Source organism: Pontibacter saemangeumensis, from assembly GCF_039541895.1.
GTDB classification, from domain to species: domain Bacteria; phylum Bacteroidota; class Bacteroidia; order Cytophagales; family Hymenobacteraceae; genus Pontibacter; species Pontibacter saemangeumensis.
Window position 1 is genome coordinate 399,833 of the sequence record NZ_BAABHC010000005.1, and the last position, 24,945, is coordinate 424,777.

The 24,945-nt window shown below is 52.3% G+C and carries 24 protein-coding genes, 1 tRNA gene and 1 pseudogene; 13 read left to right on the forward strand and 13 right to left on the reverse strand.

From position 1 onward, the window contains the following. Nucleotides 1-3 precede the first annotated feature (3 nt). From ABD920_RS07975 to ABD920_RS08005, 7 genes and pseudogenes are all read left to right on the forward strand, one after another. The gene (locus ABD920_RS07975; RefSeq protein WP_345158118.1) at nt 4-495 is read left to right on the forward strand and encodes a hypothetical protein; all 492 of its coding nucleotides are present in this window, start codon (nt 4-6) and stop codon (nt 493-495) included. 3 nt (nt 496-498) lie between these two features. Beyond that, entirely contained in the window at nt 499-1,839 is a 1,341-nt protein-coding gene (gene traM / locus ABD920_RS07980; RefSeq protein ID WP_345158120.1) for a conjugative transposon protein TraM, read from the forward strand. A 57-nt stretch (nt 1,840-1,896) separates the two neighbouring features. Next, nucleotides 1,897-2,751: a conjugative transposon protein TraN gene (traN, locus tag ABD920_RS07985; protein ID WP_345158122.1), complete on the forward strand. Its 855-nt coding sequence runs from the start codon at nt 1,897-1,899 to the stop codon at nt 2,749-2,751. Between the two features lie 44 nt (nt 2,752-2,795). Continuing rightward, nucleotides 2,796-3,593 carry a hypothetical protein gene (locus ABD920_RS07990; RefSeq protein WP_345158124.1) on the forward strand — a complete coding sequence of 266 codons (798 nt, stop codon included), beginning with the start codon at nt 2,796-2,798 and terminating at the stop codon, nt 3,591-3,593. A 126-nt stretch (nt 3,594-3,719) separates the two neighbouring features. Next, on the forward strand, nt 3,720-4,028 hold the full coding sequence (locus ABD920_RS07995) for a hypothetical protein (protein WP_345158125.1): 309 nt from the start codon (nt 3,720-3,722) through the stop codon (nt 4,026-4,028). A 99-nt stretch (nt 4,029-4,127) separates the two neighbouring features. Next, nucleotides 4,128-4,292 carry a hypothetical protein gene (locus ABD920_RS08000; RefSeq protein WP_345158127.1) on the forward strand — a complete coding sequence of 55 codons (165 nt, stop codon included), beginning with the start codon at nt 4,128-4,130 and terminating at the stop codon, nt 4,290-4,292. Then, a pseudogene (locus ABD920_RS08005) lies at nt 4,279-5,262 on the forward strand (recombinase family protein); the annotation flags it as partial. The gene ABD920_RS08000 and the pseudogene ABD920_RS08005, both read left to right, overlap by 14 nt. A 526-nt stretch (nt 5,263-5,788) precedes the next feature. Here the strand turns inward: ABD920_RS08005 and ABD920_RS08010 are convergent. Continuing rightward, nucleotides 5,789-5,862: transfer RNA gene (locus ABD920_RS08010), tRNA-Arg, on the reverse strand. A 180-nt stretch (nt 5,863-6,042) separates the two neighbouring features. Here ABD920_RS08010 and ABD920_RS08015 point away from each other — a divergent pair. Then, a complete protein-coding gene (locus ABD920_RS08015) occupies nt 6,043-6,459 on the forward strand; it encodes an organic hydroperoxide resistance protein (RefSeq protein WP_345158128.1) in 417 nt (138 codons plus the stop codon). A gap of 202 nt (nt 6,460-6,661) precedes the next feature. On the opposite strand, the gene sucC is transcribed toward ABD920_RS08015, so the two are convergent. Next, nucleotides 6,662-7,864, reverse strand: a complete 1,203-nt coding sequence (gene sucC / locus ABD920_RS08020) for an ADP-forming succinate--CoA ligase subunit beta (RefSeq protein WP_345158129.1) — start codon at nt 7,862-7,864, stop codon at nt 6,662-6,664. A 201-nt stretch (nt 7,865-8,065) separates the two neighbouring features. Between sucC and ABD920_RS08025 the strand changes: the two genes are divergently transcribed. The 4 genes from ABD920_RS08025 (at nt 8,066) to ABD920_RS08040 (ending at nt 13,302) form a co-directional block, all read left to right on the forward strand. Next, a complete protein-coding gene (locus ABD920_RS08025) occupies nt 8,066-9,127 on the forward strand; it encodes an AI-2E family transporter (RefSeq protein ID WP_345158131.1) in 1,062 nt (353 codons plus the stop codon). 166 nt (nt 9,128-9,293) lie between these two features. Continuing rightward, the gene (locus ABD920_RS08030; protein ID WP_345158133.1) at nt 9,294-9,962 is read left to right on the forward strand and encodes an ABC transporter ATP-binding protein; all 669 of its coding nucleotides are present in this window, start codon (nt 9,294-9,296) and stop codon (nt 9,960-9,962) included. Between the two features lie 258 nt (nt 9,963-10,220). Beyond that, nucleotides 10,221-10,997 (forward strand): hypothetical protein, encoded by a 777-nt coding sequence (locus ABD920_RS08035; protein ID WP_345158135.1) that lies wholly within the window; start codon nt 10,221-10,223, stop codon nt 10,995-10,997. 394 nt (nt 10,998-11,391) lie between these two features. After that, complete coding sequence (locus ABD920_RS08040) at nt 11,392-13,302, forward strand: RecQ family ATP-dependent DNA helicase (protein WP_345158136.1); 1,911 nt, start codon at nt 11,392-11,394, stop codon at nt 13,300-13,302. A 30-nt stretch (nt 13,303-13,332) separates the two neighbouring features. Here the strand turns inward: ABD920_RS08040 and ABD920_RS08045 are convergent, their stop codons facing one another. Further along, the gene (locus tag ABD920_RS08045) at nt 13,333-13,485 is read right to left on the reverse strand and encodes a hypothetical protein (protein ID WP_345158138.1); all 153 of its coding nucleotides are present in this window, start codon (nt 13,483-13,485) and stop codon (nt 13,333-13,335) included. Between the two features lie 290 nt (nt 13,486-13,775). Between ABD920_RS08045 and ABD920_RS08050 the strand changes: the two genes are divergently transcribed. Next, entirely contained in the window at nt 13,776-14,510 is a 735-nt protein-coding gene (locus tag ABD920_RS08050; protein WP_345158140.1) for a head GIN domain-containing protein, read from the forward strand. A gap of 57 nt (nt 14,511-14,567) precedes the next feature. Here ABD920_RS08050 and ABD920_RS08055 read toward each other — a convergent pair whose 3' ends face one another. The 10 genes from ABD920_RS08055 to ABD920_RS08100 all read right to left on the reverse strand — a co-directional run bounded on the left by ABD920_RS08055 (nt 14,568) and on the right by ABD920_RS08100 (nt 24,624). Then, a complete protein-coding gene (locus ABD920_RS08055; RefSeq protein WP_345158141.1) occupies nt 14,568-16,001 on the reverse strand; it encodes an amidohydrolase family protein in 1,434 nt (477 codons plus the stop codon). 48 nt (nt 16,002-16,049) lie between these two features. Continuing rightward, nucleotides 16,050-16,532, reverse strand: a complete 483-nt coding sequence (locus ABD920_RS08060; protein WP_345158142.1) for a GNAT family N-acetyltransferase — start codon at nt 16,530-16,532, stop codon at nt 16,050-16,052. Nucleotides 16,533-16,610: 78 nt separating this feature from the next. After that, entirely contained in the window at nt 16,611-17,183 is a 573-nt protein-coding gene (locus ABD920_RS08065; protein ID WP_345158144.1) for a pentapeptide repeat-containing protein, read from the reverse strand. 8 nt (nt 17,184-17,191) lie between these two features. Continuing rightward, nucleotides 17,192-17,620, reverse strand: coding sequence for a nuclear transport factor 2 family protein (locus ABD920_RS08070; protein WP_345158146.1), 429 nt, complete (start codon nt 17,618-17,620; stop codon nt 17,192-17,194). 231 nt (nt 17,621-17,851) lie between these two features. Continuing rightward, on the reverse strand, nt 17,852-18,715 hold the full coding sequence (locus ABD920_RS08075; RefSeq protein WP_345158147.1) for a sugar phosphate isomerase/epimerase family protein: 864 nt from the start codon (nt 18,713-18,715) through the stop codon (nt 17,852-17,854). Between the two features lie 124 nt (nt 18,716-18,839). Continuing rightward, nucleotides 18,840-20,186 carry a Gfo/Idh/MocA family protein gene (locus ABD920_RS08080; RefSeq protein WP_345158149.1) on the reverse strand — a complete coding sequence of 449 codons (1,347 nt, stop codon included), beginning with the start codon at nt 20,184-20,186 and terminating at the stop codon, nt 18,840-18,842. 279 nt (nt 20,187-20,465) lie between these two features. After that, nucleotides 20,466-22,787: a glycoside hydrolase family 95 protein gene (locus ABD920_RS08085; RefSeq protein WP_345158150.1), complete on the reverse strand. Its 2,322-nt coding sequence runs from the start codon at nt 22,785-22,787 to the stop codon at nt 20,466-20,468. 262 nt (nt 22,788-23,049) lie between these two features. Further along, nucleotides 23,050-23,613, reverse strand: a complete 564-nt coding sequence (locus tag ABD920_RS08090) for a glycosyl-4,4'-diaponeurosporenoate acyltransferase CrtO family protein (RefSeq protein ID WP_345158151.1) — start codon at nt 23,611-23,613, stop codon at nt 23,050-23,052. Nucleotides 23,614-23,748: 135 nt separating this feature from the next. Then, entirely contained in the window at nt 23,749-24,060 is a 312-nt protein-coding gene (locus ABD920_RS08095) for a putative quinol monooxygenase (RefSeq protein ID WP_345158153.1), read from the reverse strand. Nucleotides 24,061-24,186: 126 nt separating this feature from the next. Then, the gene (locus ABD920_RS08100; protein WP_345158154.1) at nt 24,187-24,624 is read right to left on the reverse strand and encodes a DoxX family protein; all 438 of its coding nucleotides are present in this window, start codon (nt 24,622-24,624) and stop codon (nt 24,187-24,189) included. Nucleotides 24,625-24,945 lie beyond the last annotated feature (321 nt).

The window sequence follows — 24,945 nt, forward strand, 5'->3', positions numbered from 1 at the left end:
ACTATGTTGTTTCTATTCAGCCACAGGAAAAAGCAAAAAGCGGTCGCAGCCAGCGCAGCGCAGGACAGAATGGCCGCAAATATTGTCCATCACTGCATCCGCTGGCAGTCGAAGTGGGCGGCCTGGATGCAGCACAAAGCAGAGCGTCTATCTAATAAGGGTAAAACCATCGTGCTGTTACTGTTTTGCCTGCCAACTGGTAGTTATAACATTTATCATACTTTAAGTAGTTTTTCAGGTAAGCAGCTGCCCCCTCTTACGATCTTTAAACAGCCAAAGTATACCCATCCCTCCGGCGGCGAATTTTCTCATGTTCCCGCGGTCATTGCGGAGGAAGAATACAGGGAAATACAGCGCTTCAGGCAATACATGGATAGCCTTGACCAGACGCCACCGGGTGAAAAATTGCTGGACAGCCTGATGGCCAATCATCCCGGCCTGATGGACAGCGTGCTCCTTTTCGAGAACCTATATCAGTCACAAATAAAAAAATAGACCATGATGAAACAGCCAACACATGCTCCGAGATTTCTGCGGCAGCGCAAATTTTTGATGGTGCTGCCGCTATTGGCATTGCCCTTTGTGACCCTGCTGTTTTGGGCGCTTGGTGGCGGAAGAGAAGGTGATGCCAGCGCACAGGGACAGGCCCCGAAGGGCTTTAATATGGCTTTGCCGGACGCCTATCTGAAAGAAGAAGAGCCGCTGGATAAGCTGAGCTACTATAAAAAGGCGGCTTCTGATTCTGCCAGGCTAAATGAGCTGCTAAAAAACGATCCTTATTACCAACAGCAGATGGCATCAGGCCCTTCCTGGAGCCAGGATACTTCGCTGCCGGAGGGGAACTATAAAAGCACGTCCCCCGCTTCCGGTAGCCGCCTGAACACTTCTCCCTATAGCGGCGCTGCTTCCCAGGACCAGAACGAAGCCAAGGTGTACCGGAAGCTGGAGCAACTGAATGCGGCCCTCCAGAAAGCTCCTGTTATGTCCGGGACAAAAGCAGCGGATGATGCGGTCTATCCCCGCCCAGCTAATTCCTTGGCTAACAGCAATGACCTGGACCGGCTGGAGCAAATGATGCACATGATGAGTCAGGAGGAGAGCGGAGATCCGGAGATGCAGCAGTTGAACATAATGCTGGAAAAGATACTGGATATCCAGCATCCCCAGCGGGTCCGTGAAAAGATCAGACAAACATCGGAAGCCCGAAAAGGGCAAGTGCTTGCGGTGGCGGCAAACGGCACAAATGATCCGGTCTCCTTACTGGATAATACCAGGCAGGAAAGAATCAACGGTGATACCAGCCTGTATCATGCCAGCCAGCAAAATGGTTTTTATTCCTGGGATGAGGCAACGGCTGTCAACGCCAGGCAAAATGGCATTGCAGCAGTGGTGCATGAAACGCATACAGTTGTAACCGGTTCTACGGTAAAACTGCGGCTAACGGGCGACGTGTACATCAATGGCATTCTGGTTCCGGAAGACAACTTTGTGTTTGGTATGGCTTCCCTGGATGGGGAGCGGCTCCATATCCATGTTAACAGCATCCGCTACCAGAACTCCCTTTTCCCGGTCGACCTGTCGGTGTATGACATGGACGGCCTGGAGGGTATCTACATTCCCGGTGCGATTACCGGCGAGGTGGCCAGGCAATCGGCTGACCGAGTGGTGCAGGATATCGGTTTCACCACCTTAGACCCTTCCCTGGAAGTACAGGCCGCCAGCGCAGGGGTGGAAGCGGCCAAAAGCCTGTTCAGCAAGAAAGCAAAATTGGTAAAAGTGACCGTGAAAGCAGGTTACCAGGTGTTGCTGCGGGATGAAAAGCAACAACAGGGTAATTGAGCCGCTCAAATAACAATTTCAAGAATAGAATATTTCACTTCTAAAATTCCTATGAGTATGAGAAAGGTAAGTGCAGTAGTAACAGGAATTTTGCTCTTTCTGATGAGCAGCCAGGCATTTTCACAGCATGCTCCCCAGGCGGGAAAGGCGGCAGTGATTGCGCCGTACCACCTGGCCATCACTTTTTACAAGACAACGAATCTGATATTCCCTTATGCCATTAAAAGCGTGGACAGGGGAAGCAGGGACGTTCTGGTACAGAAGGCCAAAGCCGTTGAAAATATCCTTCAAATAAAGGCGAGTAAACCAAACTTTGAAGAAACCAACCTGACGGTTATTACGGCGGATGGCCAGCTGTATTCTTATGTGCTAAACTATACCGATAGTCCTGCCGTGCTCAACATCCGGTTTGCTGCCAATATGGATATAGCTAAACCGGACGCTTTCTTTCCAGAAGCGGGTACAAACGAAGCTACGATTCAAAATGATGCTGCAAAGATTGCTGGTGAAAAAGGCAACGTGCGGGGCCTAAAGGATAAAAAATATGGTATGCGACTACAGCTGAAGGGGACGTATATCCGCGATGATGTCATGTATTACCAGATCAGCTTACAGAACCAGTCCAATATCCGCTATGACGTTGACCAGCTTCGCTTCTACATCCGTGATCAGAAAAGAAACAAGCGTACCGCTACCCAGGAGCTGGAGCTCAGGCCGCTTTATGTATATGGCAACCCTTCTGCTGTTGCCAGCCAGTCGGAACAGGTCTTTGTCTTTGCCCTGCCAAAGTTTACTGTCCCGGATAAAAAATACCTCGCAGTCCAGCTCATGGAAAAGAACGGCGGCAGGCATCTGCGATTGAAAGTCTACAACAAAACGCTGATCCGCTCAAAGATGCTCCCATCCTATTAGGTGTGCGCATGGGCAATAGTTTAATCATTTAAAAAGTAATTGTTATGAACCAGAAAAATTTTGAATACCTGAGGGACCAGGTAAAGTTTACCGGCTTCGGGGAAGGGGCGGAAAACGATCTGAGAGAAAAGATGCGGCAGCAGGTACCGGAGTTTCAACTGTTCCACCATGCAAAATTTGGGAACGATGCAGCAGTAGCGGTATTACAGTTTAAAAAATCCGACCAGAGCGACATGTATTTCTTTAACCGCTATGAGGTGGCCTTGAAGCCAGAGCATTCACAAGACAGAATGAAGCAAACCTTCTATATCAATAGAGGGAACAATATTACGCTGAAAGAAGCCTACAACCTGATGAATGCCCGGGCAGTCAACAAAGACCTAACCAACAAAGAAGGACAGGTTTACAACGCCTGGCTACAGCTGGATTTCAAGCAAACGGATGGAAACAGCAACTATAAAATAAAACAGTTCCACCAGAACTACGGCTACAATCTGGAACAGGCATTGGCAAAGCATCCCATTAAAGAACTCGGCAATGAACAGGATAAAAGCCGTCTGCTGGAATCTTTGCAGAAAGGCAACCGGCAGGCGGTAACATTTCTGCACAATGGCAGCGAACAGAAGCATTTTATCGAGGCAAACCCGAGATTTAAGTCCATCAACATCTACGACGGGAACATGCAGCGTGTCAGGCAATCCCAAAGGGAGGAAGAAACTACAGGGCAATCTCTTAAGCAGGAGAGCAAAAAGGAAAAGCAGGAGCAAGCAGCTGGCTGCGAAGAGGAGAAACCTGCTGCAAAGCAAAGAACCATACGGAAAGGCAGGTCTATAGGAGCATAATTATAGGGTTGATTCAGTCTCCTTGATCCCAGCCAATAAGATTAGTCTACCTTTGGCCTACCTGTAGGATGTGGGCATAAACGAGTGTCGTAGGAAGCGATAGAAAGTTCTCTTAAGTGGCAGGATGTGGAACAAATACAAATAATGCATAATTTTTTTGCCGCCATTCTTTATGACCCGCGTATCGGGGTTTCTCATATCGCCTTGTATATGGCTTTGTACCGGTGTTGGATAAAAGAAGGAGGTACCGGTCCGGTTTCGGCTTTCAGTCATGAAATCATGCCGATAGCTAAAATAGCTGGCAGTGCCACTTACCACCGCGTATTGCGGGAGCTAGACGAATACGGATACCTGAAATATGAACCATCCTTTAACCGGATGCGACGCAGCAGGATGTACTTAGCCGAGCCGGCAGCCCTTGATGCGGGCAACTAATAACGTATGGTGTCTAGACAGGATGCGGGAAGGCGGAATCTACATATTCCGCCTTTTCTTCGAGGATGAACCAATCAAAAAGAATAAGGGAAGTGAGCTATGAGAGTACGTGAAAAAGATAAAATAAGCCCTGAAGAAGCATTGGAAATATTGAGAAAAGATGGACTGAAGGTGTCACTCGAAGATGCGAAATTAATTTTGGAATCATTGAAAAAGTTAGCTAAAATAGCTGTATCCCAATATTTAAGAAATGGAAATAGCTGATTTATACATACGGGTTAGCACGGATGAGCAGGCAGATAAAGGCTACTCCCAGCGTGATCAGGAGGAACGGCTCAGGAAATACTGTGACCTTTACACCATGCAAGTCAGGAATGTTATATACGAGGATCACTCGGCTAAAACGTTCAACCGCCCTGCGTGGAAGAAGCTTTTGCTCGATCTAAGAAAGTACAAAGGAAAATCCCATTTGGTATTGTTCACCAAGTGGGATCGCTTCAGCCGTAATGCTGGCGATGCTTATCAGATGATTAGCACCCTGAGGAGGCTCGGCGTAGAGCCGCAGGCGATTGAACAGCCTTTAGATTTGTCCGTTCCTGAAAACAAGATGATGCTCGCTTTTTACCTAGCGGCACCTGAGGTGGAGAATGACAGGAGGGCTTTGAATGTAATCCGTGGCATGAGGAGGGCCAAGAAGGAAGGCCGCTGGATGGGACAGGCCCCCATTGGTTACAAGAACAGAATTACGGAGACCGGAATCAAATACATTGATGTAGATGAGCCATCGGCCTCCATCGTACGCTGGGCTTTTGAAGAGCTGGCCTCGGAAAGGTTCAACACAGAGCAGGTCTGGAAGCTGGCAAAGAAAAAGGGACTCAAATGCCAGAAGAACAATTTTTGGTTGTTTATCCGTAACCCGGTGTATTGCGGGAAAATATTCATTGCTAAGTATAAGGATGAGGAAAGCTGCTTTGTAAAAGGGATACATCAACCCATTGTCTCTGAAGATTTATTTCGCCAGGTGCAGGAGGTTCTGGACGGAAGAGGCCGCGGCTACAGACCGAAGGCAGAAACAGACGAAGATTTTCCATTGAGAGGGTTTCTAATTTGCCCGACATGCGGAAGAATGCTCACTGCCAGTAAATCTAAAGGAAGAAATGCCTACTATGCCTATTACCATTGCACCAAGGGGTGCAACCACCGGTCGAAGGCGGAAGAGGTCAACGCGGCTTTTATACAGGAATTAAAGAAGTTCGTCCCACGCAAGGAGTTTATAAATCTATACAAGAGCCTCCTGATCGAAACTTATTATGAGCAAACCAAAGAACAGTTAGACGAAAGACAAACACTACTCGCCCAGATAAAAGAATTTGAGAAGCGTATATCACATGCCCGGGATTTAGTGTCCTCGCAACAAATTGATGCCTCAGACTTCAGGGAAATGAAGCTTGTTTATACCGGGAGCATCGAAAAGCTGGAAGCAAAGTTAGCTGCCTTGTCCCTTCAGACGGATGTCAACGGGCTTTTGAAAAATGGCATAGAGCGATTGCTAAGGCTTGATCACTGCTACGTTACCGGGAAAAGTATGGAAAAGCGTTTGATCATTGGTTCGATATATCCTGAAAATCTGACTTTTGAAGAAAACCGGGTTCGAACCGCCAGGCTAAATGAAGTAGTGATGCTTATCTACCAGATTAATAAGGAGTTAGAGGATAAAAAAAACTGGACAAAAGGCGCTTTTCACCCTTTGTCCAGTAAAGTGCACCCGAGAGGATTCGAACCCCTAACCCTCGGAGCCGAAATCCGATATTCTATCCAGTTGAACTACGGGTGCATATGTGTGCAAAAATAGGAAGTATGCGCGTAAAAGAAAATATAATAGCGTAAATTTTATGCCCGCTCGGGCTTTCGTGGTGCAGGCCGTTCAGCTACAGCCCTTTACTTTTTTTTCGAAACATTCCGGACAGCGCTTGGGTTAAACAGGCATTGCATCTCAAACATCAAAGCAAGAACCATGGAGAAACTATATACGGCAGAAGTGACTGCCACGGGAGGCCGCAAAGGCCACGTCACATCATCAGACGGAATAATCAACATGCCGCTGTCCTTGCCGGAAGGCCTGGGAGGGAAGGGCGACAGCACGAACCCGGAGCAATTGTTCGCTGCAGGGTATGCCGCCTGCTTCCAAAGTGCGCTGCTGGTGGTGGCCGGCAGGCACCATGAGCGCCTGGACCCTGCCTCTACCGTTACTGCGCACGTGGACCTGAACAAAAACGAAGACGGGGGCTATGGCCTGAGCGTGAAGCTGGCTGTGGAGCTCAAAGGCGTTGACAAAGACAAAGCCAGGCAGATGGTTGACGAGGCGCACCAGATATGCCCGTACTCTGTAGGCACCCGCGGAAACATAGCGGTTGAATTGGAAGTGATATAAGAGTTAGGTAGTTAAGCCTGATTTGCCGGTACTAGCATTGGCGCATTTCGCGTTGAGGAACCCCCGGAAGCTAGGCAGGGAATTTGCTGACTTCCTGACCTTTATGTTCTCAGACTTTCCAATTCATATATAAGCAGGCCCTATATAAAACAGAAGCGGCTACCTATCAAGGCAGCCGCTTCTGTTTTATATAGGAATGGTATTAAGCTCCTACTTCAGCCAATACCTGCTTTACTTTCTCAGCGGCTTCTTTCAGCGCCACGGCAGAGTAAACTTTCAAACCGGACTCGTCGATGATGCGGGCGCCTTCTTCGGCGTTGGTGCCCTGCAGGCGCACGATGATCGGAACACGGATGTCGCCGATGTTCTTATAGGCCTCTACCACCCCGTTGGCAACACGGTCGCAACGCACGATACCGCCGAAGATGTTGATCAGGATCGCCTTCACGTTCGGGTCTTTCAGGATGATGCGGAAACCAGCCTCTACCGTCTGTGCGTTGGCCCCACCCCCTACGTCCAGAAAGTTAGCGGGCTCACCGCCGGATAGCTTGATGATGTCCATCGTGGCCATGGCCAGGCCGGCACCGTTCACCATACAGCCCACGTTTCCGTCCAGCTTCACGTAGTTCAGGTTCGACTCGCTTGCCTCTACTTCCAACGGGTCTTCTTCCGACGTGTCGCGCAGGGCGGCCAGGTCCTTGTGGCGGAACAGGGCGTTGTCGTCCAGGTCTACTTTGGCGTCTACAGCCAGTATTTTGTTATCAGAGGTTTTCAGCACCGGGTTGATCTCGAACATAGAAGAGTCCGTTTCAACGTAGGCCTTGTACAGGTTGGTGATAAACTTCACCATCTCCTTAAAGGCCTGGCCCTGCAGCCCAAAGGCAAAAGCAATTTTGCTGGCCTGGAACGGTCGTAAACCTACAGCCGGGTCAATCCACTCTTTGATGATTTTCTCAGGCGTCTTCTCAGCCACCTCCTCGATGTCCATACCACCTTCGGTAGATGCCATGATCACGTTCTGGCCTTTGGCGCGGTCCAGCAGGATGCTCAGGTAGAATTCCTTCGGATCAGACTCGCCAGGGTAGTACACGTCTTGTGCCACCAGTACTTTCTGCACCAGCTTTCCTTCGGGGCCTGTCTGGTGCGTCACCAGGGTCATGCCCAGTATATCGTTTGCGATCTGCTTCACCTGGTCCAGGTTTTTGGCCAGCTTCACGCCACCGCCTTTACCACGGCCGCCCGCGTGAATCTGTGCTTTGATCACATGCCAGCTGGTGCCTGTTTCCTCGGTAAGTTTCATAGCAGCCTTCACAGCCTGGTCTGGCGTTTCAGCCACGATTCCTTCCTGGATGCGTACGCCGTAACCTTTTAAAATCTCTTTAGCCTGATATTCGTGTATGTTCATGCTCTCAGTTTTAATGGACGCCACGAAATTAAGCCTTTATTCCCTTAGATTCAAGCAAAGCTTTTTTAAAATATACGTCCCGGCTGCGGGTGCGATGCCCGCCGGAACTATGCAATAGCGCCCTGTCGTAACGCTTACGGTTTGATGTGAGTACATACAGGAAGTGCAGGTTTTCTTTGCATGCTGACTTTTAAGATAGATATGACCGATATATACACCTACTCCAAACGTGTTGCCACTGCTGCTTTTATCATCCTGCTCATGCTGGCAGGCTTTTACCTGCTGGGGCGGCACGCATACTTTTTCCTGCTGGTTTTTGCGGCTATCCTGCTCGCGGTGCTGTTCTGCGGCATGACAGACTGGATCACGGGCAAACTGCACCTGCCGCGTGGCCTGAGCCTGCTGCTGGCAGTGCTCTTTTTCTTTGGGGTGATCATCGCCGCCTTCTGGCTGATTGCGCCCACCGTGAGCAAGCAGGTGCAGGAGATGCGGCAGACGATTCCACAGGCCGTCAGCCAGGTGGAGCAATGGCTGTCGCAGTATGGCTGGGGGCAGAAGCTGATAAACAAAGTGCCCAATGACATGAGCAAAGTCGTTCCTAACCAGGACGCCTTGCTCTCTAATTTGTCTGGCGCCTTCTCCACCACCTTAAGCTTCCTGGCAGATTTCGCCATAGTCATTATCACGGCCCTGTTCCTGGCCTCCAGCCCAAAGCTTTACACGACGGGTCTGACGAAACTCTTCCCGGTGCGTAGCCGCTCGCGCATGATGGAGGTGCTGGGCAAATGCTACGGCAACCTGAAATCGTGGCTGGTGGGCATGCTTTCCGCCATGGCGATCATTGGGGTGAGTTCAGCGATCGGGTACAGCGTGATCGGGTTGCCGCTGGCCTTTGCCCTGGCGCTAATCGCTTTTTTCCTGGCTTTCATCCCCAACGTGGGCCCCTGGATAGCCGGAGTCCCCGCTGTGCTGGTAGGGCTTACCGTTAGTCCGCAGATGGCCCTGTACGTTATCCTTGTCTATGGAGGCATCCAGCTCGTGGAAACGTATTTGATCACACCCATCATCTTCCAGAAAACGGTGGATTTGCCGCCCGCCTTGCTGCTGTTTTTCCAGGTGCTGCTGGGCATACTGCAGGGCGCGCTGGGGCTGCTGCTGGCCGCCCCCATACTCGCTGTGCTGATGGTGGTGGTGAATGAGTTATATATAAAGGATGTACTGGAAAAGAAGCCTGCGCATGCGCCCGAGGCGGCGCCGAAGTAGGCGCTGAAACACAATGCTGCGCTGGCTACCTGCGTTTAGAGAACTGACCGCCGCCCTCGCTGCCTTTCTCAGCCTCCGGAGAACCAACAACCGCCAACTATAGCTATATTTGTTGCTTTGGCAGGATCGTTGCCATTTTAAATTGCCATCAAATCTATTTTAGAAAGTGCTGCAGGTATCAAACATCCATAAAAAGTACGGTTCGCTGGAGGTGCTCAAAGGCATCGACCTGTTTATTGCCGCCGGCGAGGTGGTTTCCATCGTAGGGGCATCGGGGGCGGGCAAAAGCACCCTGCTGCACATACTCGGCACCCTCGACACCACGGATTCGGGGGAAGTGAGCTTCGACGGGAAGAACATCGCGAAGATGAACACTTCGGAGATGGCCCGCTTCCGCAACAGGCACATCGGGTTTATCTTCCAGTTCCACAACCTGCTGCCCGAGTTCACCGCACTGGAGAACGCCTGCCTGCCGGGTTTCCTGGCTAACCGCCCCGAGAACGAGGTGCGCGAGCAGGCCGCAGAATTGCTGCAAATGCTGGGGCTGTCGCACAGGCTGCACCACAAGCCCTCCGAGATGTCGGGTGGCGAGCAGCAGCGCACGGCCGTGGCCCGCGCCCTGATCAACTCGCCCCGCATTATATTCGCCGATGAGCCCAGCGGGAACCTCGACTCCCAGAACGCGCAGGAACTGCACGATATCTTTTTCCGGCTCCGCGCAGAGTTCAACCAGACATTCGTGATCGTGACACACAACGAGCAACTCGCCGGCATGGCCGACCGGACGCTCGTGATGAAAGATGGCATGATAGTGCAAGAACTCCCCGTACACTAGTCCGACACCTCTCTTTTCTTCTCTTCAGCAGCCGCAGTATATACTTCCGGCCCGGATTCCCGTATATAACCCTTACCCCCTTTACTCAATTTTTAGCCCTTGAGAACAGGCAGCGCAATAGCTGAAAAATATTTTAAAATTATTTTATAACTAACTGATTTCCAGTAAGTTTAATTAAGTGGTTTTAACTGTTTTTTGCACTATTTGCTAGCCTGTGCTGTTTGATATATGTACTATAACTATGAGAGCTAAATGAGTATGAATCAAGACACTAATGAGATAAAAATGCAGAAGAAACCGAAGGTCGAAAGCTATGATATAGCCAAGTCCGACGAGACGCTGCACCTCGCTGTGGACCTTGCTAAATTTATCAAGGAGAACCGTCTCTATCAGAATATACAGGGCAAAGAGTACGTGAATGTGGAAGGCTGGCAGTATGCCGGTTCCCGACTGGGTATTCTGCCGGTGGTAGAGCACGTGGTGAACATCAGCACAGAGGACGAGATCAAATACCAGGCAAAAGTAAACCTGCTTGACCTGAGAAGCCAGCAGGTGGTAGGGGCAGGTTTCGCAATATGCTCTAACCGTGAGCAGGGGAAGAAGTATTACCAGGAGTTCGCGATTGCCTCTATGGCGCAGACGCGGGCCATTGGTAAAGCTTACCGTAACATCCTGGCCTGGATTATCAGGGCAGCCGGTTACGAGCCTACTCCTGCTGAGGAAATGGACTATAGCGGAAACGAGCAGGCTGCCAAGCCAGCGGTGCCGACCGAGAAGAAGGCAACGATGAAGTCGTCTACGAACCCGCCGGCAGCGGCAGCGGAGGAAGAGCCGGCAGCCAGCGTGCGGTATGCATCGGCGAAGCAGAAGGAGGAAATCATCAGCCTGCTGAACAACCCGACCATTACACGCCAGGAGAAGACGAAGATGCTGCTGAACATCAACCGTTTTGACGAGGAGCGCGCTGCGCAGGCCATCGAGAAACTGAAGAAAGTGATTGAAGACCGCGAAGGCGGCCAGTCTGCAGCAGCATAAGTTAACATATATGCATGTCATCAAAGCCTGTCCCTTTTTAGGGGCAGGCTTTTTCATTTGCAGGGCAGTTGAGGCACAGCTTATATAGGATCATCCATTTTAAAAGCCGGGAATATAGGCCAGAAACGGCGGCAGCCGCACAGGCACAGTCTTGGTACTGTAAGATAGGATGAGAGCATCTATACAAAGATTACTGCCTGACGACCGGCTTTTCTGTGAGGCTGCCGCGATAAACGCTATGGGGTGTATGGCTTTATATATAATTAGGTGAAAAGGCTGAAGACATATATAAACCTATCCAGATGGGCCAGAGTGGAATGGTGAAATCTGCCACAGCAATCTTCTGACTTCTGTTTTGTATACCCTATCTTCGCTTTTGAAAATAACAGAGCCTTTGCAAGACATCCACCATATTCTGAAGACCTACTGGGGCTATGCGCAGTTCAGGCCGCTGCAGGAGGAGATTATCCGATCGGTGCTGGCGGGCCGCGATACGCTGGCGCTGCTGCCGACAGGCGGGGGCAAGTCTGTCTGCTTTCAGGTGCCGGCGCTTGCTATGGAAGGTCTTTGCCTCGTCATCACGCCGCTCATCGCCCTGATGAAGGACCAGGTGTCGCACCTGAACAAGCGTGGGATCTCTGCGGTGGCGGTTTACTCCGGCATGAACCGACGCGAGATCGATATTGCGCTGGATAACTGCGTATATGGCAACGTGAAATTCCTGTACCTCTCTCCGGAGCGCCTGCTTACCGAGCTGTTTCAGGAGCGGGTAAAACGGATGAAGGTAAACCTGATCGCCGTGGACGAAGCGCATTGCATTTCGCAGTGGGGCTATGATTTCAGGCCGCCGTATCTGCAGCTGGCCGAACTGCGGGAGGCGCTCCCGAAGGTGCCGGTCATCGCGCTCACGGCCACGGCCACCGCGCAGGTAAAGCAGGACATACAGGAAAAACTGGCTTTCCCGGAGCCCAACCTTTTCCAGAAGAGCTTTGCCCGGGCCAATCTTTCATACTCCACCCAGGAAACTGAGAATAAGGCAAGCCGCCTGCTGGAGATGCTGCAGCGCATGCCGGGCCAGAGCATCGTGTACGTGCGCAGCCGCCGCCAGACCGTGGAGATCGCCAGATTCCTGCAAAGCCGTCGCATCGCAGCGGCAGCCTACCATGCGGGCCTTAAGTTTGAGGAGCGCAACGCCGCGCAGCAAAGCTGGATAGCGAACAAGGTGCGGGTGATGGTGGCGACAAACGCCTTCGGCATGGGCATCGACAAGCCGGACGTGCGGCTGGTGGTGCACCTGGACCTGCCGGAAAGCCTGGAGGCGTATTACCAGGAGGCTGGCCGTGCCGGGCGCGACGAGTTATATGCCTATGCCGTGATCCTGTATGGCCCGAACGACGTGGCAGAGTTGCAGCGAAAGGTAGAGGAGGCGCATCCATCGGTAGAGTTTATCCGCAGGGTGTACCAATGCCTGGCGAATTACTACCAGCTGGCGGTGGGCAGCGGCCTGATGAGCAGTTTCGACTTCGACCTGTCCGCGTTCTCCAAGAACTACAAGCTCCAGCCCCTGGAGGTGCACCACACCATCAAGCGGCTGGAGGCAGAGGGGTATGTGCAGCTGAACGAAGGGTACTATATGCCTTCCCGGCTGATGCTGCTGCCCGACAACCAGGCCCTCTACGAGTTTCAGTTGGCGAACCCCGACCACGACCGGCTCATCCGGATGCTCCTGCGGCTATATGGCGGCGAGGCTTTTACCAACTTCGTGAAACTGTCGGAACGGAAGCTGGCGCAGCAACTGCATGAGGCGGAGCAGGAGGTGCGCCGCAAACTGGAGTACCTGCACAAGCTGCAGGTGATTGCCTACGAGCCGCAGCACGACTCGCCACAGCTGGTATTCACCAAGCCCCGCGAAGACGCTGCCACGCTTCCCTTTGACACCCGGCGACTGGCCACCCTGCGCGAGCGGGCGTTACTGCAGGCCCGTGAGATGGGGCGCTATGTGATATCCACGAACCGCTGCCGCACGCAGCAGCTGCTAGAGTACTTCGGGGAAATCACCGACACCCGCTGCCGCATCTGCGACTTCTGCCTGGCCGAGCGCAAGAAAGAGCGGGATGTGCAGGAGCAGGAAACCCTTCGTGAAAAAGTGTTGGCGCTTGCGAAGGGCCAGCCTTGGCTGCCCAAGGAACTGGTGCAGCAGTTCGAACCCAGGCACGCAGACATTGTCACCACACTGGTGCGGGAACTGGTAGACGTGGGCCGGCTCAAGTACAGGGACAGCGGAAAGCTGGAAGCGGCAGGATAGGGTAACTAGTTGCCTGTTTGTATGAATTCGCTAATCTGTCCGCAGCTTCCTGGCTGTTTCTCTGAGCGTCGTCGCATTATCTTTTACCTCCGGGTTAGGTGCCGTCAGGTATATGGCTGATTTTTTCCAGTAATCGGCAATGTCAGCGTTTACCCAAAAGCTGCTGTTTTCTTTTCCTTCCATGATATCCTTGAAATAAAGCGATTGCGGTATGGCAGGAAGCGGTCGGACGGCGCAGGAGTAAAACACTGATCAAACGCACTGAATCAACCCCTTCAGGTTTGTGCCAGTCAATGATATTTTATATATGAGGTTGATGCCTGCATGGTTAAAGGAGCTCAGCCGGGTTTTCTACCCTTGTTTTGCACCTGCCTCCGTACCGTTGGCGGCTTTCTGCGATTATCACAGCAGGGCATGCAACGCTTGTGCTGTTTTCTTCATCTTATAGATGGACAATCAAAACAAGGTATTTTATGAGAAAGTATTTGAACAGGACGGTGGGAAACATCATGACGTGGCCATTCCTATTGCTCAGCCTACTGTTATTGAGCGGATGCGACGATGAGCGGTGCATCAAGGGAGAGGGTGATGTAGAGCGGCGGACGTTACAGCTCCAGCCTTTCAGCGATGTGGAGGCCAATGGTGACTTTAAAGTATATATAACCCAAGGCGCCACGCAGCAAGTGGAGGTGAGAGGACAGCCGAACATCCTGGATCAGGTGAACACGCAGGTGAGCAACGGCAGGTGGAAAATCACACACGACGATTGTGTGAGGCGAAGCAAGGAGGTGGAGGTGTATATCACCATGCCCGAAGTGAAAGGGCTAGCCGTGAACGGCTCCGGCAGCATCTCCGGGGAGAATAAGTTTACGGCCACAGAGCTTCCCGTGTACGTGAATGGCTCGGGCAGCATTGACCTGGAACTGGAAGCCTCCAAGGTCATAACGCGCGTAACCGGGTCGGGGAAGGTACACATGGGAGGCACGACCAAAGTGCACAGCATTAACATGTCCGGATCAGGCTCGGTGGCTGCCTTTAACCTGGCAGCCGAAGACGTAACGATTAACATATCCGGTTCCGGGGATGCAGAAGTTGAGGCAAGCCATTCCCTTACCGTCGATATTTCCGGCAGCGGCAAGGTGTATTACGTAGGCAATCCGGCCGTAAGCTCAAATATCAGCGGCTCCGGCAAAGTGGTGAAAAAATAACAGCTTTCTGTACAGCAGGCCTATATAAATTCAGCGGGTGGGCTGTTATATATAGACCTATTGTTTTACCCCTTCCAGCAGCTGCTGTAAGTCCTTTGCCCCATATGCTTTCCCTCCAAGGATAACGGTATGGATGCGTTGCGTATGGCTGATGTTTTTGAGCGGGTTCTGATCAAGCAGTACGAGATCCGCTACTTTTCCCTTTTCTACCGTGCCGTACTTCGCTGACCTGCCCATAACCTTTGCGCCGTTGATGGTGGCGGCCCGGAGGGCCTGCGCAGGCGTGAGGCCGGCTTCCACCAAAAGCTCCAGCTCCTTGTGCAGCGACGGCCCGGGATAGGTATAGGAATTGTACGCGCCGGCATCCGAGCCGGCCAGTATGATGACACCGGCAGCCTGCATGTCCGGGATCATGGAATGAAACTTCGCGTTCAGGCTGCGCATGAACTCCACCGCCTCCGCCGGTTGTGCCCTGGCGCTGTTCACCCGGCGGGCATAGGTTTCCTCGATGCCGGCACCTATATAGGCCAGGTATGGATCCGTGCTGTGGTCGTCTTGCTGCAGGTTGTTGAGCACGCGGCTGATGTGCAGCGTCGGCACCACGGCGGTGTTGGCGTCCGCCATGCGCCGGAAGAATGCTTTTGCGGTGGCAGGGTCGTAGGAGTCGTGGAGGGAGTGCAGCGCGGTATAAAATCCGATGGGTTTGGCCGTTTGCTGGCTGGCGCGAATGGCGGCGGTCAGGCTGTCTTCCCGGGGCGAGCCGGACTTGAACGCGTAGTACAGGTGCTCGGTGATGTCGAGGCCGCTGCCGATGGCCTCGCCTAAAGAGACGGTGAACGGCATATGCCCCGCCACGAGCATGCCCCGCGCCTCTGCTTCTCTTACTATCGCCAGGAAAACATCCCCGGAAATTGTGCTGTCATATATCTTCACGAAATCAACGCCCAGTTGCTGCAACGAGTCGAGCGCGGCCGGTACTTCCGCCACGGAGGCTACCTCAATCGATCCCTCCCAGGTGGCGTTCGGCCCGTCCAGCTTCGGGCCTGCCGATATAATGCGGGGGCCGATGAGCTTTCCTGCCTTTATCTGGTCACGCCACTGCCGGATAGCCGGGTACAGGTCGCCGCCGGCGTCGCGCACGGTGGTCACGCCATTCGCGATATAAAGGGGGAGCAGGTTCCTGTTTTCTTCTGCCAGCGCCTCGCCGCCCCGCAGGTGAATGTGGTTGTCCCAAAGGCCGGGAATGACATACCTGCCCTGCGCGTCCAGGGTAGTGTCTGCTTTGTACTGGTTTGCTGCCTCCGTGTCTGCGATTGCCAGGATAATCCCATCGTTTATCGCGAGCGACCTTTTGGGCAGCACCTTGCCCGAAGCGACATCCACTACATTCGCGTTGGTGATGATCAGATCCGCACTCGTTTTCTGGGATTCTGAACAACCTGATGCAAACAACAGACTGAGGCATAGCGCAAGCGCGGAGAGGAGTTTCATACTGATAGAAATTTAGCAGAAGAGACGGATGACCCGGAGGGCATCGGTTTAACTGTTTTTAGCTTTTGAAGAAACATCCAGCATCATGTGCTGGGTGGTAGGGGTAAAGCCCTGTTTCTCCCAGAACCGGATGGCAGTGTTGTTCTTCACCGAAACCTGCAGCTCTATATGGTCGGCGCCCTTGTCGGTGAGCCAGTTTTTGGCGGCCTCCACCAGCTCATTGCCGATGCCTTTTCCCCTGCAAGGCGCTTTGATAAAGGTTTCGGCTATATAGCCCTTTTTTGAAAACAGGAAGCCCGGCGCCGCCTGTTTGAGGTTGGCCATCACCAAGCCCTGCCATTCGTCCTGCTGCACATAGCCGAATACCTTCGTGTCCTTGTCCTTCAGCCGCTGCAACAGCTCCTTCCGGAGCACCTGCTCGCTGCCCGGCTTGCACCGGAAGATGGGGTGGTGGGACTGATGAAAATCCAACAGCTCACGCCACAACGCATATACTTCATCCAGGTCGTCCAGGTCGGCTTCTACTATCACAGGGGTAAATTATAGGCGGTGTATGTTCTTGTTGTATGACGCTTTCGCGGGTTGCTTTGTTTTGAAAAAAATAGAAGGCTACTCCACGACAAGATCATACTTATCTAACAGCCCAATCAGACCTGAGGTGGAGAACTTTGCCTTTTTGATTTTATTCAGTTCCGGGTCGATGGAAAAGTTGCGGGCAGAACGGAAATCAGCCTTCTCCAAAATGGTCTGCTGAAAAACGGTCTGGCTCAGGTCACACTCCACGAAGGCGGCGCCTGTCAGGTCTGTCTGCGTGAAATTCGCCTCTTTGATGCTGCAGCCGCTGAAGGCCGTTTTACGAAGCTTTCTCCTGAAAAAAGAGACGAAATCGAGGATGCAGTTGTGAAAGCTGACGGCCAGCAGGAACTCGTTGCAGGCGCTGAAGTCGACGCCCATCATTTTACAGTTATGGAATTCCACGTTCTTCAGCCCCGTCTGGTCCACGCGCATCATGCTCAGGTTGCAGCCGTCAAACCGGCAGTCTACAAAGTCGTTGCCAGACAGGTTGCTCTCTGAAAAATCGCAGTTGGTGAAAGTGCAGGACTCAAACTCCCGCCCCGACAAAGCTTTGCCGGCGTAGTTTACTTTGTCAAAGGTCTTGTCGCGGTGGTAGGTTTCTTGCATGGGGGAAGCTATTTGGTTTTGTCAGGGGATATAAATGTGACCTCCACAATCTCGTTATTTTTTATCCTGTAGACGGCAATGGCATCAAAACGGGGGCCGTCTTTGCTGCGCCGCACTTTCTCATGGTCAATCACCACGTTGCCGGCTACAATCCTGTTCACCACCTCGCAATGCAGCTCGGGCGTGTTGGCGAACATCTCGCCGTAGCGCTTCCTGAGTTCCTCCCTGCCCTGGTAGCTGAGCACCCCCTGCTGCCTGTATACCCGCACCGTGTCGCTGTAGGCTTTTGCAAATGTGTCGATGTCGCGGTTGTTGTAGCCTTCTAACTGCAATTTTACAGGAGCCAGGACGGAGGCCTCCTCCTGTTTCGTCTGCGCCTGTGCCAGTAGGGCAGTGGTTATAAAAAGGATGAAAAGCAAAAGGTGTTTCCGGAGCATATATGCGGCGTTAAGAAGAAAAGATTCGGCAATGTAGAAAAATGCAGAGATAGGAGAGCTACCTGCAACCGATTAGCTTTGCGCAGTATTTGATTACAACAAAGGCTAAGGACCAGCTTGTCTGTCTGCCGTCATAAGCGGACGATAACGGTATATGGCATAAGCGACAATCAGAGCGTCCGGCAGTCTGGTTTTGTGGTTTTTTCTGAGGGAGATTGACACTGCCTCGTTTTACTTTTTTAGACTTCTTAAATAAGCCATCGTCTGAGGAACCTGCACGCTTTTAAGTTTGCTTTCATCTTCAATATAGTAATGCTGAATTTTTGCCTTTTTAGCAGCTTTCAATACCGCTGGAATATTTATTTGTCCTGTGCCGAGGGCTACATCATTTTCGGTGGACGTAGAGCCTGTAAGGTCGCCTTGCACACCTTTCCGCAGGTCTTTCAGATGCATAAGCTTGAAGCGTTCCCCGTACTTGTTCAGCAATTGAGCCGGGTCCTGACCGGGATGAAAAGCCCACAGGATATCCAGTTCAAAAGACACATATGCTGGGTTTGTATTGAGCACCAGGTAATCGAACAAGGTGCCTTTTCCATAGGGAGTGAATTCATACCCATGGTTGTGGTAACAAAATGTCAGCCCATGTTCCTCTTTCAACACTTTACCTACTCTGTTGAAATCTGCCACCGCTTTTTGCGCATCTTCCAGTGTAAAAGGAGCCTTATGCGGAATCCAGGCTACCCGAACGAAGGAAGCCCCCAAAATTTTAGCCTTTCGGGCTACTTCTCCGGTGTTGTTAACCAGCTCATCATAGCCCACCCCAAATGAGGTGCATTTAATACCTCGCTCGTCCAGTAACCGGCGAAGAGCTTCCGGCGATTTCCCGAACAAATTGGAAAACTCCATATCGGTGATCCCCAAGGCTTTTATGGTATCCAAAGTCGCGGGCACGTCTTTGCTGAAGCTTTCGCGATGGGTGTAGGATACTAACCCAGGCGTTTCCGGGAAAAGAGGTTTTCCCGACTGGCAAAAAGCACTGTCAACACATAAAAGTGTGATGATCAGGAAGCTTAGGAAACGGTAAAACTTGTTCATGTTTTAGAGGCCATTTTGATGCTGGTTGATATATACTTTTCTGGAAAGTGGCTTGCTCCAAAACTTCCGATAACCTTTGGAAGCTTCTCCCAAAGCAAGCCACTGTTATTGTAGAAATAACAATCTATACAATCTTTGGCTCCCAGCCCGGCTCGTATTCTCTTCTCCACAAGGCCATGACTTCCTTGTCCCCGATTATATGCCCGTTCTGCTGGTCGCAATGCAGGGTTCTTCCAGTGCGTTGGGCGATGTTGCCCAACTGACACAACAGGACACTTTTATGACCAATCTCTATATCACCGCTGGGCCTGGTGCCATTTCGTACAGATTCCAGGAAGTTGTTTATATGGAAAGCATCGAGCCGATCCCCCGGCCCGGCAGGGTCTAAGGTATTGGTTGTCACCTCGTCCTTTACCTCCTTCACGACTTTGTTCATTTTATCATACACGGTGTATCCGTTGTCTCCGGTCGTTACGATAGTCCCCTTTTCACCGTAGAAGATGGCACCACGCCCACTGTTCTCTATCGGATAACTGTTGCAACTTCGGCCCTCCCACTCCATGGATACATTACCCGGGAAGTCAAAGCTGATGACCTGCGTGTCAGGGGTCTGCCAGTCATCCTGATAAGCATAGCGCCCCCCGGCAGAGGTAACACGGGTAGGGTATTCAACCCCAAGGCCCCAGCGCATCACATCAACCTCGTGCGTTCCATTGTTAAGCGCTTCGCCGGTCCCCCAGTTCCAGAACCAGTGCCAGTTGTAGTGGATGATGTTATCCTGGTAAGGCTGGCGAGGGGCGGGGCCCTGCCATAGCTCATAATCAAGGTGTGCAGGAACTGGTGCAGGTTTACCGATTCCAATCGGCTGGCGGTTGTTGGTATACCAGCCTTTGGCAAAATACGCCCTGCCTATAATTCCTGCGTTCAGTTCTTGCACGCATTCTATGATCTTTGGCCAGGACCGCCGCTGATTACCCATCTGCACGACACGGTTATACTTCCGGGCGGCTTCGACCAACAGTTCACCCTCATACGGATTGTGGCTGCACGGTTTCTCTACATAGACATGCTTTCCCGCCTGGCACGCCATAATAGCCCCAGGCGCATGCCAGTGATCCGGTGTGGCCATGTAGACCGCATCTACTGATTTACTGTCTAAGATTGTGCGAAAGTCTTTTACCCCCTTCGGCTTCTTACGCTGCACCTCATCAACTGCAGTTATGGTTTTAGCCATCGCGTTGGCGTCTACATCACATATATGGCTTACCTCACACCCCGCCTGCTTTGCAAAATTCTTTGCCATGCCAAACCCCCGGCCGTTAACACCTATCGCCGCAACCCTGACTCTGTCGTTCGCACCCAAAATGTTCCCATAGCTTTTAGCGCTCACTCCTAAATTGCCTAAAGTGAGACCCAAGGATCCCAGGCTGGCTACTTTTATGAAATCTCTTCTGGAATTGTTGTTTTCCATATCGTCATTTTTTAAAGTTTTCCTATAGAATGTAAGGCTTCCACAGCATGAAGCACCTGTTGAATTCTCAGCTTTTATATTGCGGTAATGAATCGTATCTCTGAGGTGGACTTTAGGCCTTTCACCAGAACCTGCAAAGGCCCTGTATTAGCCGGCTGCAACCAAAGTGTTTGTCATCAGGAAGTTATTGTTTTTATTTTAAAAAATCACACCATTTACTATAGATACGTCACAAGGCAGCTATGTCCGACCTATATAGATAGACTATCTTATCCAACATCAGAGCGGCTTCAGACTCCCGTCCAGCTCATAGCTTTCGCCCTTCTGCGTCTGGAGCGTTACTACCTGATTGCCGTAGCGGATCTGGCAGGGATTGCCCAGTCTTGAGAGCACCTTTACCTGCTTCAGTTTCCCGTTCTCCCAATCAATGTCTACCTCGAAACCGCCGCGGCCCACAATGCCGTGGATATAACCCTGCTGCCAGGCTGAGGGCAAGGCGGGCAGTAATTCTATTTCTCCGGCGTGGCTTTGCATCAGCATTTCGGTGATGCCGGCGGTGGCCCCGAAATTCCCGTCTATCTGGAAAGGCGGGTGCGTGTCGAAGAGATTGGGCAGCGTGGACTTGCGCAGCAGCGCCAGCAGGTTTTCATGCGCAGCCTCGCCGTCGTGCAGGCGCGCGAAGAAGTTGATGATCCAGGCACGGCTCCAGCCGGTGTGGCCGCCTCCCTGCGAAAGCCGCTGATCAATGGTTTTGCGGGCGGCGGCCATCAGCTCCGGGTTCTGCTGCTTGGTGATTTCCCGGCCAGGGTGCAGGGCAAACAGATGCGAAATATGGCGGTGGCCCGGCTCGTTCTCCTCAAACTCCTCGGTCCACTCCATGATGCGGCCGTCGCTCCCGATGCGGGTAGGCGCCAGGCGGGTCAGTACTTTTTCGAGGCGACGGCGGAATGCGGCGTCCCTGTTCAGTTCTTTGCTCGCAGCAATGGTGTTGCCCAGCAAATCCCGGATGATCATATGGTCCATCGTGGGGCCCATCACCATGGTGGCCACCTCCCCGTTTTTTGTTTTGAAGGTATTCTCCGGCGAGATGGAGGGACCGGACACCAGTTGCTTCGTCTCCGGGTTTTCCACGAGCCAGTTGGCGCAGAACTCCGCGGCCTCTTTCATCACGGGATAAGCCAGTTCCTTTAGGTACGCCTTGTCTTCCGTGAACAAATAATGCTCCCAGAGATGCTGCGCGCTCCAAGCCATGCCCATCGGCCACATCGCCCACTGCGTCTGGCCGTAGGTTTCGGTAAAGTGCCAGGGGTCGGTGGTGAAGTGGGCGACAGTGCCTTTCACGCCGTACATGTCTTTGGCGGTTTTGCGGGCATCCGGGCGCAGCGCATCCAGGAAATTCAGGAAAGGCAGGTGCATCTCCGAAAGATTGGTGACCTCGGCGGGCCAGTAGTTCATCTGGATGTTGATGTTAATGTGGTAATCGGCGCTCCAGGGCGGGGTGAGGCCATCGGCCCATATGCCCTGCAGGTTGGCTGGCAAACTGCCGGGACGGGAGCTGCTGATGAGCAGGTAGCGGCCAAACTGATAATATAATTCCACCAGTTGCGGGTCTACGTTCCCGTTCTGCATGGCGATGAGGCGGGCATCCGTCGGGAAGTAAACGGCGTCGGTGGTGCCGAGGTGAAGGTCCACGCGGTTGAAGTACTGCTGGTAATCGGCTATATGCGCCTGCTTCAGTGCTTCGTAGGTTTTCTTAGCGGCGGCGGCCAGTTGGGCGGCTGTAGTGGTAGCTGGGTTCTCGCCCCGGTAATCGGTGGCCGCCGTTAAAAGCAGCGTTACGGCATTGGCCTTGTTTATTTGAACGCCGTTATCAGCAGCGCGTAGGGTTCCGCCGTCCTGCAGTACCTTGAGCCGTGCCACCATTTTCACGCCCACCCCATCGCCCACATGCTCGCTTAGGATGATCTCATCCCCAACTAATTCCAGTTTTGCCTTGTTTCCGGGGCGGCTCAGGTTCAGCGTAAATGACAGGACGCCGGGTTTGTCGGCTGTCAGGCGCACCACCAGCGCCCGGTCCGGGGCGCTGGAAAATACCTCGCGGGTAAAGTTTACGTTGCCGGCACGGTATGTTACTTTGGCCACGCCCGTCTCCAGGTCCAGTTCCCGGCGGTAGTCGGTTACGTGCTGCGTCAGCGTGTCGAAGTCCAGTTGCAGGTCGCCCAGCGTCTGGTAATTGCTTTCTGTTTTCTTATCGCCCATCATCTTGTCCTGGGCCAGCTTTTGCGCCTCGGCGTACTTGCCGGCAAAGAGCAGCTTCCGCACCTCGGGCAGCGCAGCGCGTGCACCCGGGTTTACGAAATCAGCATCCTTGCCTGTCCACACGGTTTCCTCGTTCAGCTGCAGCCGTTCGGATGCCACGCCGCCGAACACCATCGCGCCCAGCCTGCCGTTGCCCACCGGCAGCGCCTCGTTCCATTCCGTCGCCGGGCGACTGAACCAGATGGCCAGTTTCTCAGGGGCTTTCTGAGGCGCCTGGGAGAAGGAGGGGCGTGTGGCGGAAAAGCAGAGGAGCAGGGTGAGGCAGATGAAAAACGGGTGCATATGGGTAGTCCTATATGTTTTGGTGGAAGAACAGCTGTAAATATAAGGCTAAATGCAGTTTTCTGGTAGCTATATAGGTTGGGGTTTGTGCAGAGGGTTTTTCGTGCTGATGCAGAACCGCAACAGCTACACAGCGCTGAAAGGGAAAACGAGGCCGCCCGGCCTGAGAGCAACACACCCAGCTATAGAACTTAGATATCCTAAGGCCGGAAGGATGTACAGCCATCAAAGGCATAGGCGGAATAATAATTCCTCTGTAGCATTAGCCGTTGTTGCTCTTCAGAAAGGGTATCAGCCTTACCCGGATGTACTGCTGCAACAGGCAGGGGTACACATTGTATATCATATTCGTGAGGAGCAGGAGCAGCGCCCATCCTATATAATCTTTTATGAGGGCATATATAAATACGAGGCTGAAGAAGCTGAACAGCATGAAATGGAATTTCTCATACGCATAGGTTTGCTGCACGCGCCTGTTTACAGAGAGCCTGCTGCCCGATACAACCCGGTGCCGGGGGTATTGCTTCCGCAGCAGCCGGTTGATGATTTGCCCGTTCTGGGTAAACCTGCTGATGAAAGGAACGCCTGCTTGCTTATATATGGCTACGGTTTTCCCGAGCTGGATATGGCGGAAGAAGGCTTTGGGGAGGAAAAGGGTGAAAATGCTGAAGGCTAAAAAGGCATAGAGCAGTTTTCTGTCCAGCAGCGTGTAGCAGAATATATAAATGGGTACAAAGGCCAGTACGGACCAAAGCAGGTTGGGGATGGCATTATACCAACCCGCCGCCCGCTTCTGCTTTTTTGCCTGGGTGCCGCGTGTGCCCATTTCTCCTGATTATAAAGACGGCCTTTTCTTTGACTAAGGTGTGGCGACCACAATCTCAACTGCAAGGGCAGGAGGTTTTTAGAGGTAGGTATATGGCCGGACATTTGACACAGCCAGTGATAGCAGCGAACTATATTATCCGATGCCTGCCCCGCCCAGGATCTCCAGTTCCGGGCCTTTTTCCGGCCTGCCATCGAGCAGTGGCATCGCCTGGGCTATAAGCTCCCTGACCCCTGCCGCCTGCAAGGAGTTATCATGGGCCTCTTTGCTGTCCCAGGCTTCGGTTATCCAGACGGCGTCCGGGTTGCTGTGGTCTTTGCTGACCATATATAAACGGCATCCTTTGGCAGTGGACACCCGTTCTGCCGCTTCTAGCAGGATGGAGGCCAGCTTTTCGCCGTTCCCTGCGGTTGCCGTTAGTTTGCCGTGTAGTCCGTATTTGTGCATAGGTTTATGTTCTGATCGCCCGTGTGTCAGCAGCCGGTTTCATAGGAGCGCTGATCAAGATTCAATATAGCATCTTTTCAGCAGCAAGTAAATTAAAAAGCTGCAGCTGTTCTGTGCGTTTTGTACTCAGGATTGCTGAAGGCGCGATACGACAAGGTCGCTCTGTTTTGAACCCGGCTGATCGCGCCGGTGCAGCTTCATGCGTTTATGGTAGTGGGTGTAGGATATGGTAAGAATGGCAAAGACGAAGAGCGGGAAAAGCGTCTGACCGCTGAAGCCATCCACTACCCAATGGCTGATGAACGCGGAGATCATGGTGAAGCCAAACCCTGCATACGCCCACTCCTTAAACCGACCCTTCACGAAGGGTAAAATCAAAGCCAGCGCGCCCGCGACTTTAAAAGCAGATAACATGACCCGGAAGTAGTCCGGGTAGCCTAAATGCCTGACCCCTTCGATGGCAAGTTCAGTATGCGATGTTAAAGCAGGCATAACGCCTTCGAACAGGAAGATGAATCCTGTAGTAGTCCAGTAGATGATTTTGGTTGTATTGTCCGTTGTCATGTCTTTATGTGTTTGGTTTACATAAAGTAAGCGGATCAGCCGGACTTTCAGGAGGTGTGATCAAGACATTCTACAGGGGCATTTGCGGCAAAGTATAACCCAAGATATCAACTTCTTTCAACTTTCAAATGGCCATCTTCTGGGGAAGTCTACACCGCCAACGGTGTGGTATATAGAGCCCGCGGCGGAGCTAGGGTTTTGTATATGCAGTGTTGGGCGAGTTGCTTTTTACACTAAACGGGATTGTAATCTAAACTGTGTCACTTCACTATTTCCATTTTTACTGGCCCTTTTGCTGTTACGGCTTTAGCCTAACGGCGA

Bases quoted from the DNA above. Each gene is read 5' to 3' on its own strand.
- ABD920_RS07975 (WP_345158118.1), top strand. From the start codon at position 4: ATGTTGTTTCTATTCAGCCACAGGAAAAAGCAAAAAGCGGTCGCAGCC.
- traM (WP_345158120.1), top strand. From the start codon at position 499: ATGATGAAACAGCCAACACATGCTCCGAGATTTCTGCGGCAGCGCAAA.
- traN (WP_345158122.1), top strand. From the start codon at position 1,897: ATGAGAAAGGTAAGTGCAGTAGTAACAGGAATTTTGCTCTTTCTGATG.
- ABD920_RS07990 (WP_345158124.1), top strand. From the start codon at position 2,796: ATGAACCAGAAAAATTTTGAATACCTGAGGGACCAGGTAAAGTTTACC.
- ABD920_RS08000 (WP_345158127.1), top strand. From the start codon at position 4,128: ATGAGAGTACGTGAAAAAGATAAAATAAGCCCTGAAGAAGCATTGGAA.
- ABD920_RS08015 (WP_345158128.1), top strand. From the start codon at position 6,043: ATGGAGAAACTATATACGGCAGAAGTGACTGCCACGGGAGGCCGCAAA.
- sucC (WP_345158129.1), bottom strand. From the start codon at position 7,864: ATGAACATACACGAATATCAGGCTAAAGAGATTTTAAAAGGTTACGGC.
- ABD920_RS08025 (WP_345158131.1), top strand. From the start codon at position 8,066: ATGACCGATATATACACCTACTCCAAACGTGTTGCCACTGCTGCTTTT.
- ABD920_RS08035 (WP_345158135.1), top strand. From the start codon at position 10,221: ATGAATCAAGACACTAATGAGATAAAAATGCAGAAGAAACCGAAGGTC.
- ABD920_RS08045 (WP_345158138.1), bottom strand. From the start codon at position 13,485: ATGGAAGGAAAAGAAAACAGCAGCTTTTGGGTAAACGCTGACATTGCC.
- ABD920_RS08050 (WP_345158140.1), top strand. From the start codon at position 13,776: ATGAGAAAGTATTTGAACAGGACGGTGGGAAACATCATGACGTGGCCA.
- ABD920_RS08055 (WP_345158141.1), bottom strand. From the start codon at position 16,001: ATGAAACTCCTCTCCGCGCTTGCGCTATGCCTCAGTCTGTTGTTTGCA.
- ABD920_RS08065 (WP_345158144.1), bottom strand. From the start codon at position 17,183: ATGCAAGAAACCTACCACCGCGACAAGACCTTTGACAAAGTAAACTAC.
- ABD920_RS08070 (WP_345158146.1), bottom strand. From the start codon at position 17,620: ATGCTCCGGAAACACCTTTTGCTTTTCATCCTTTTTATAACCACTGCC.
- ABD920_RS08075 (WP_345158147.1), bottom strand. From the start codon at position 18,715: ATGAACAAGTTTTACCGTTTCCTAAGCTTCCTGATCATCACACTTTTA.
- ABD920_RS08080 (WP_345158149.1), bottom strand. From the start codon at position 20,186: ATGGAAAACAACAATTCCAGAAGAGATTTCATAAAAGTAGCCAGCCTG.
- ABD920_RS08085 (WP_345158150.1), bottom strand. From the start codon at position 22,787: ATGCACCCGTTTTTCATCTGCCTCACCCTGCTCCTCTGCTTTTCCGCC.
- ABD920_RS08090 (WP_345158151.1), bottom strand. From the start codon at position 23,613: ATGGGCACACGCGGCACCCAGGCAAAAAAGCAGAAGCGGGCGGCGGGT.
- ABD920_RS08095 (WP_345158153.1), bottom strand. From the start codon at position 24,060: ATGCACAAATACGGACTACACGGCAAACTAACGGCAACCGCAGGGAAC.
- ABD920_RS08100 (WP_345158154.1), bottom strand. From the start codon at position 24,624: ATGACAACGGACAATACAACCAAAATCATCTACTGGACTACTACAGGA.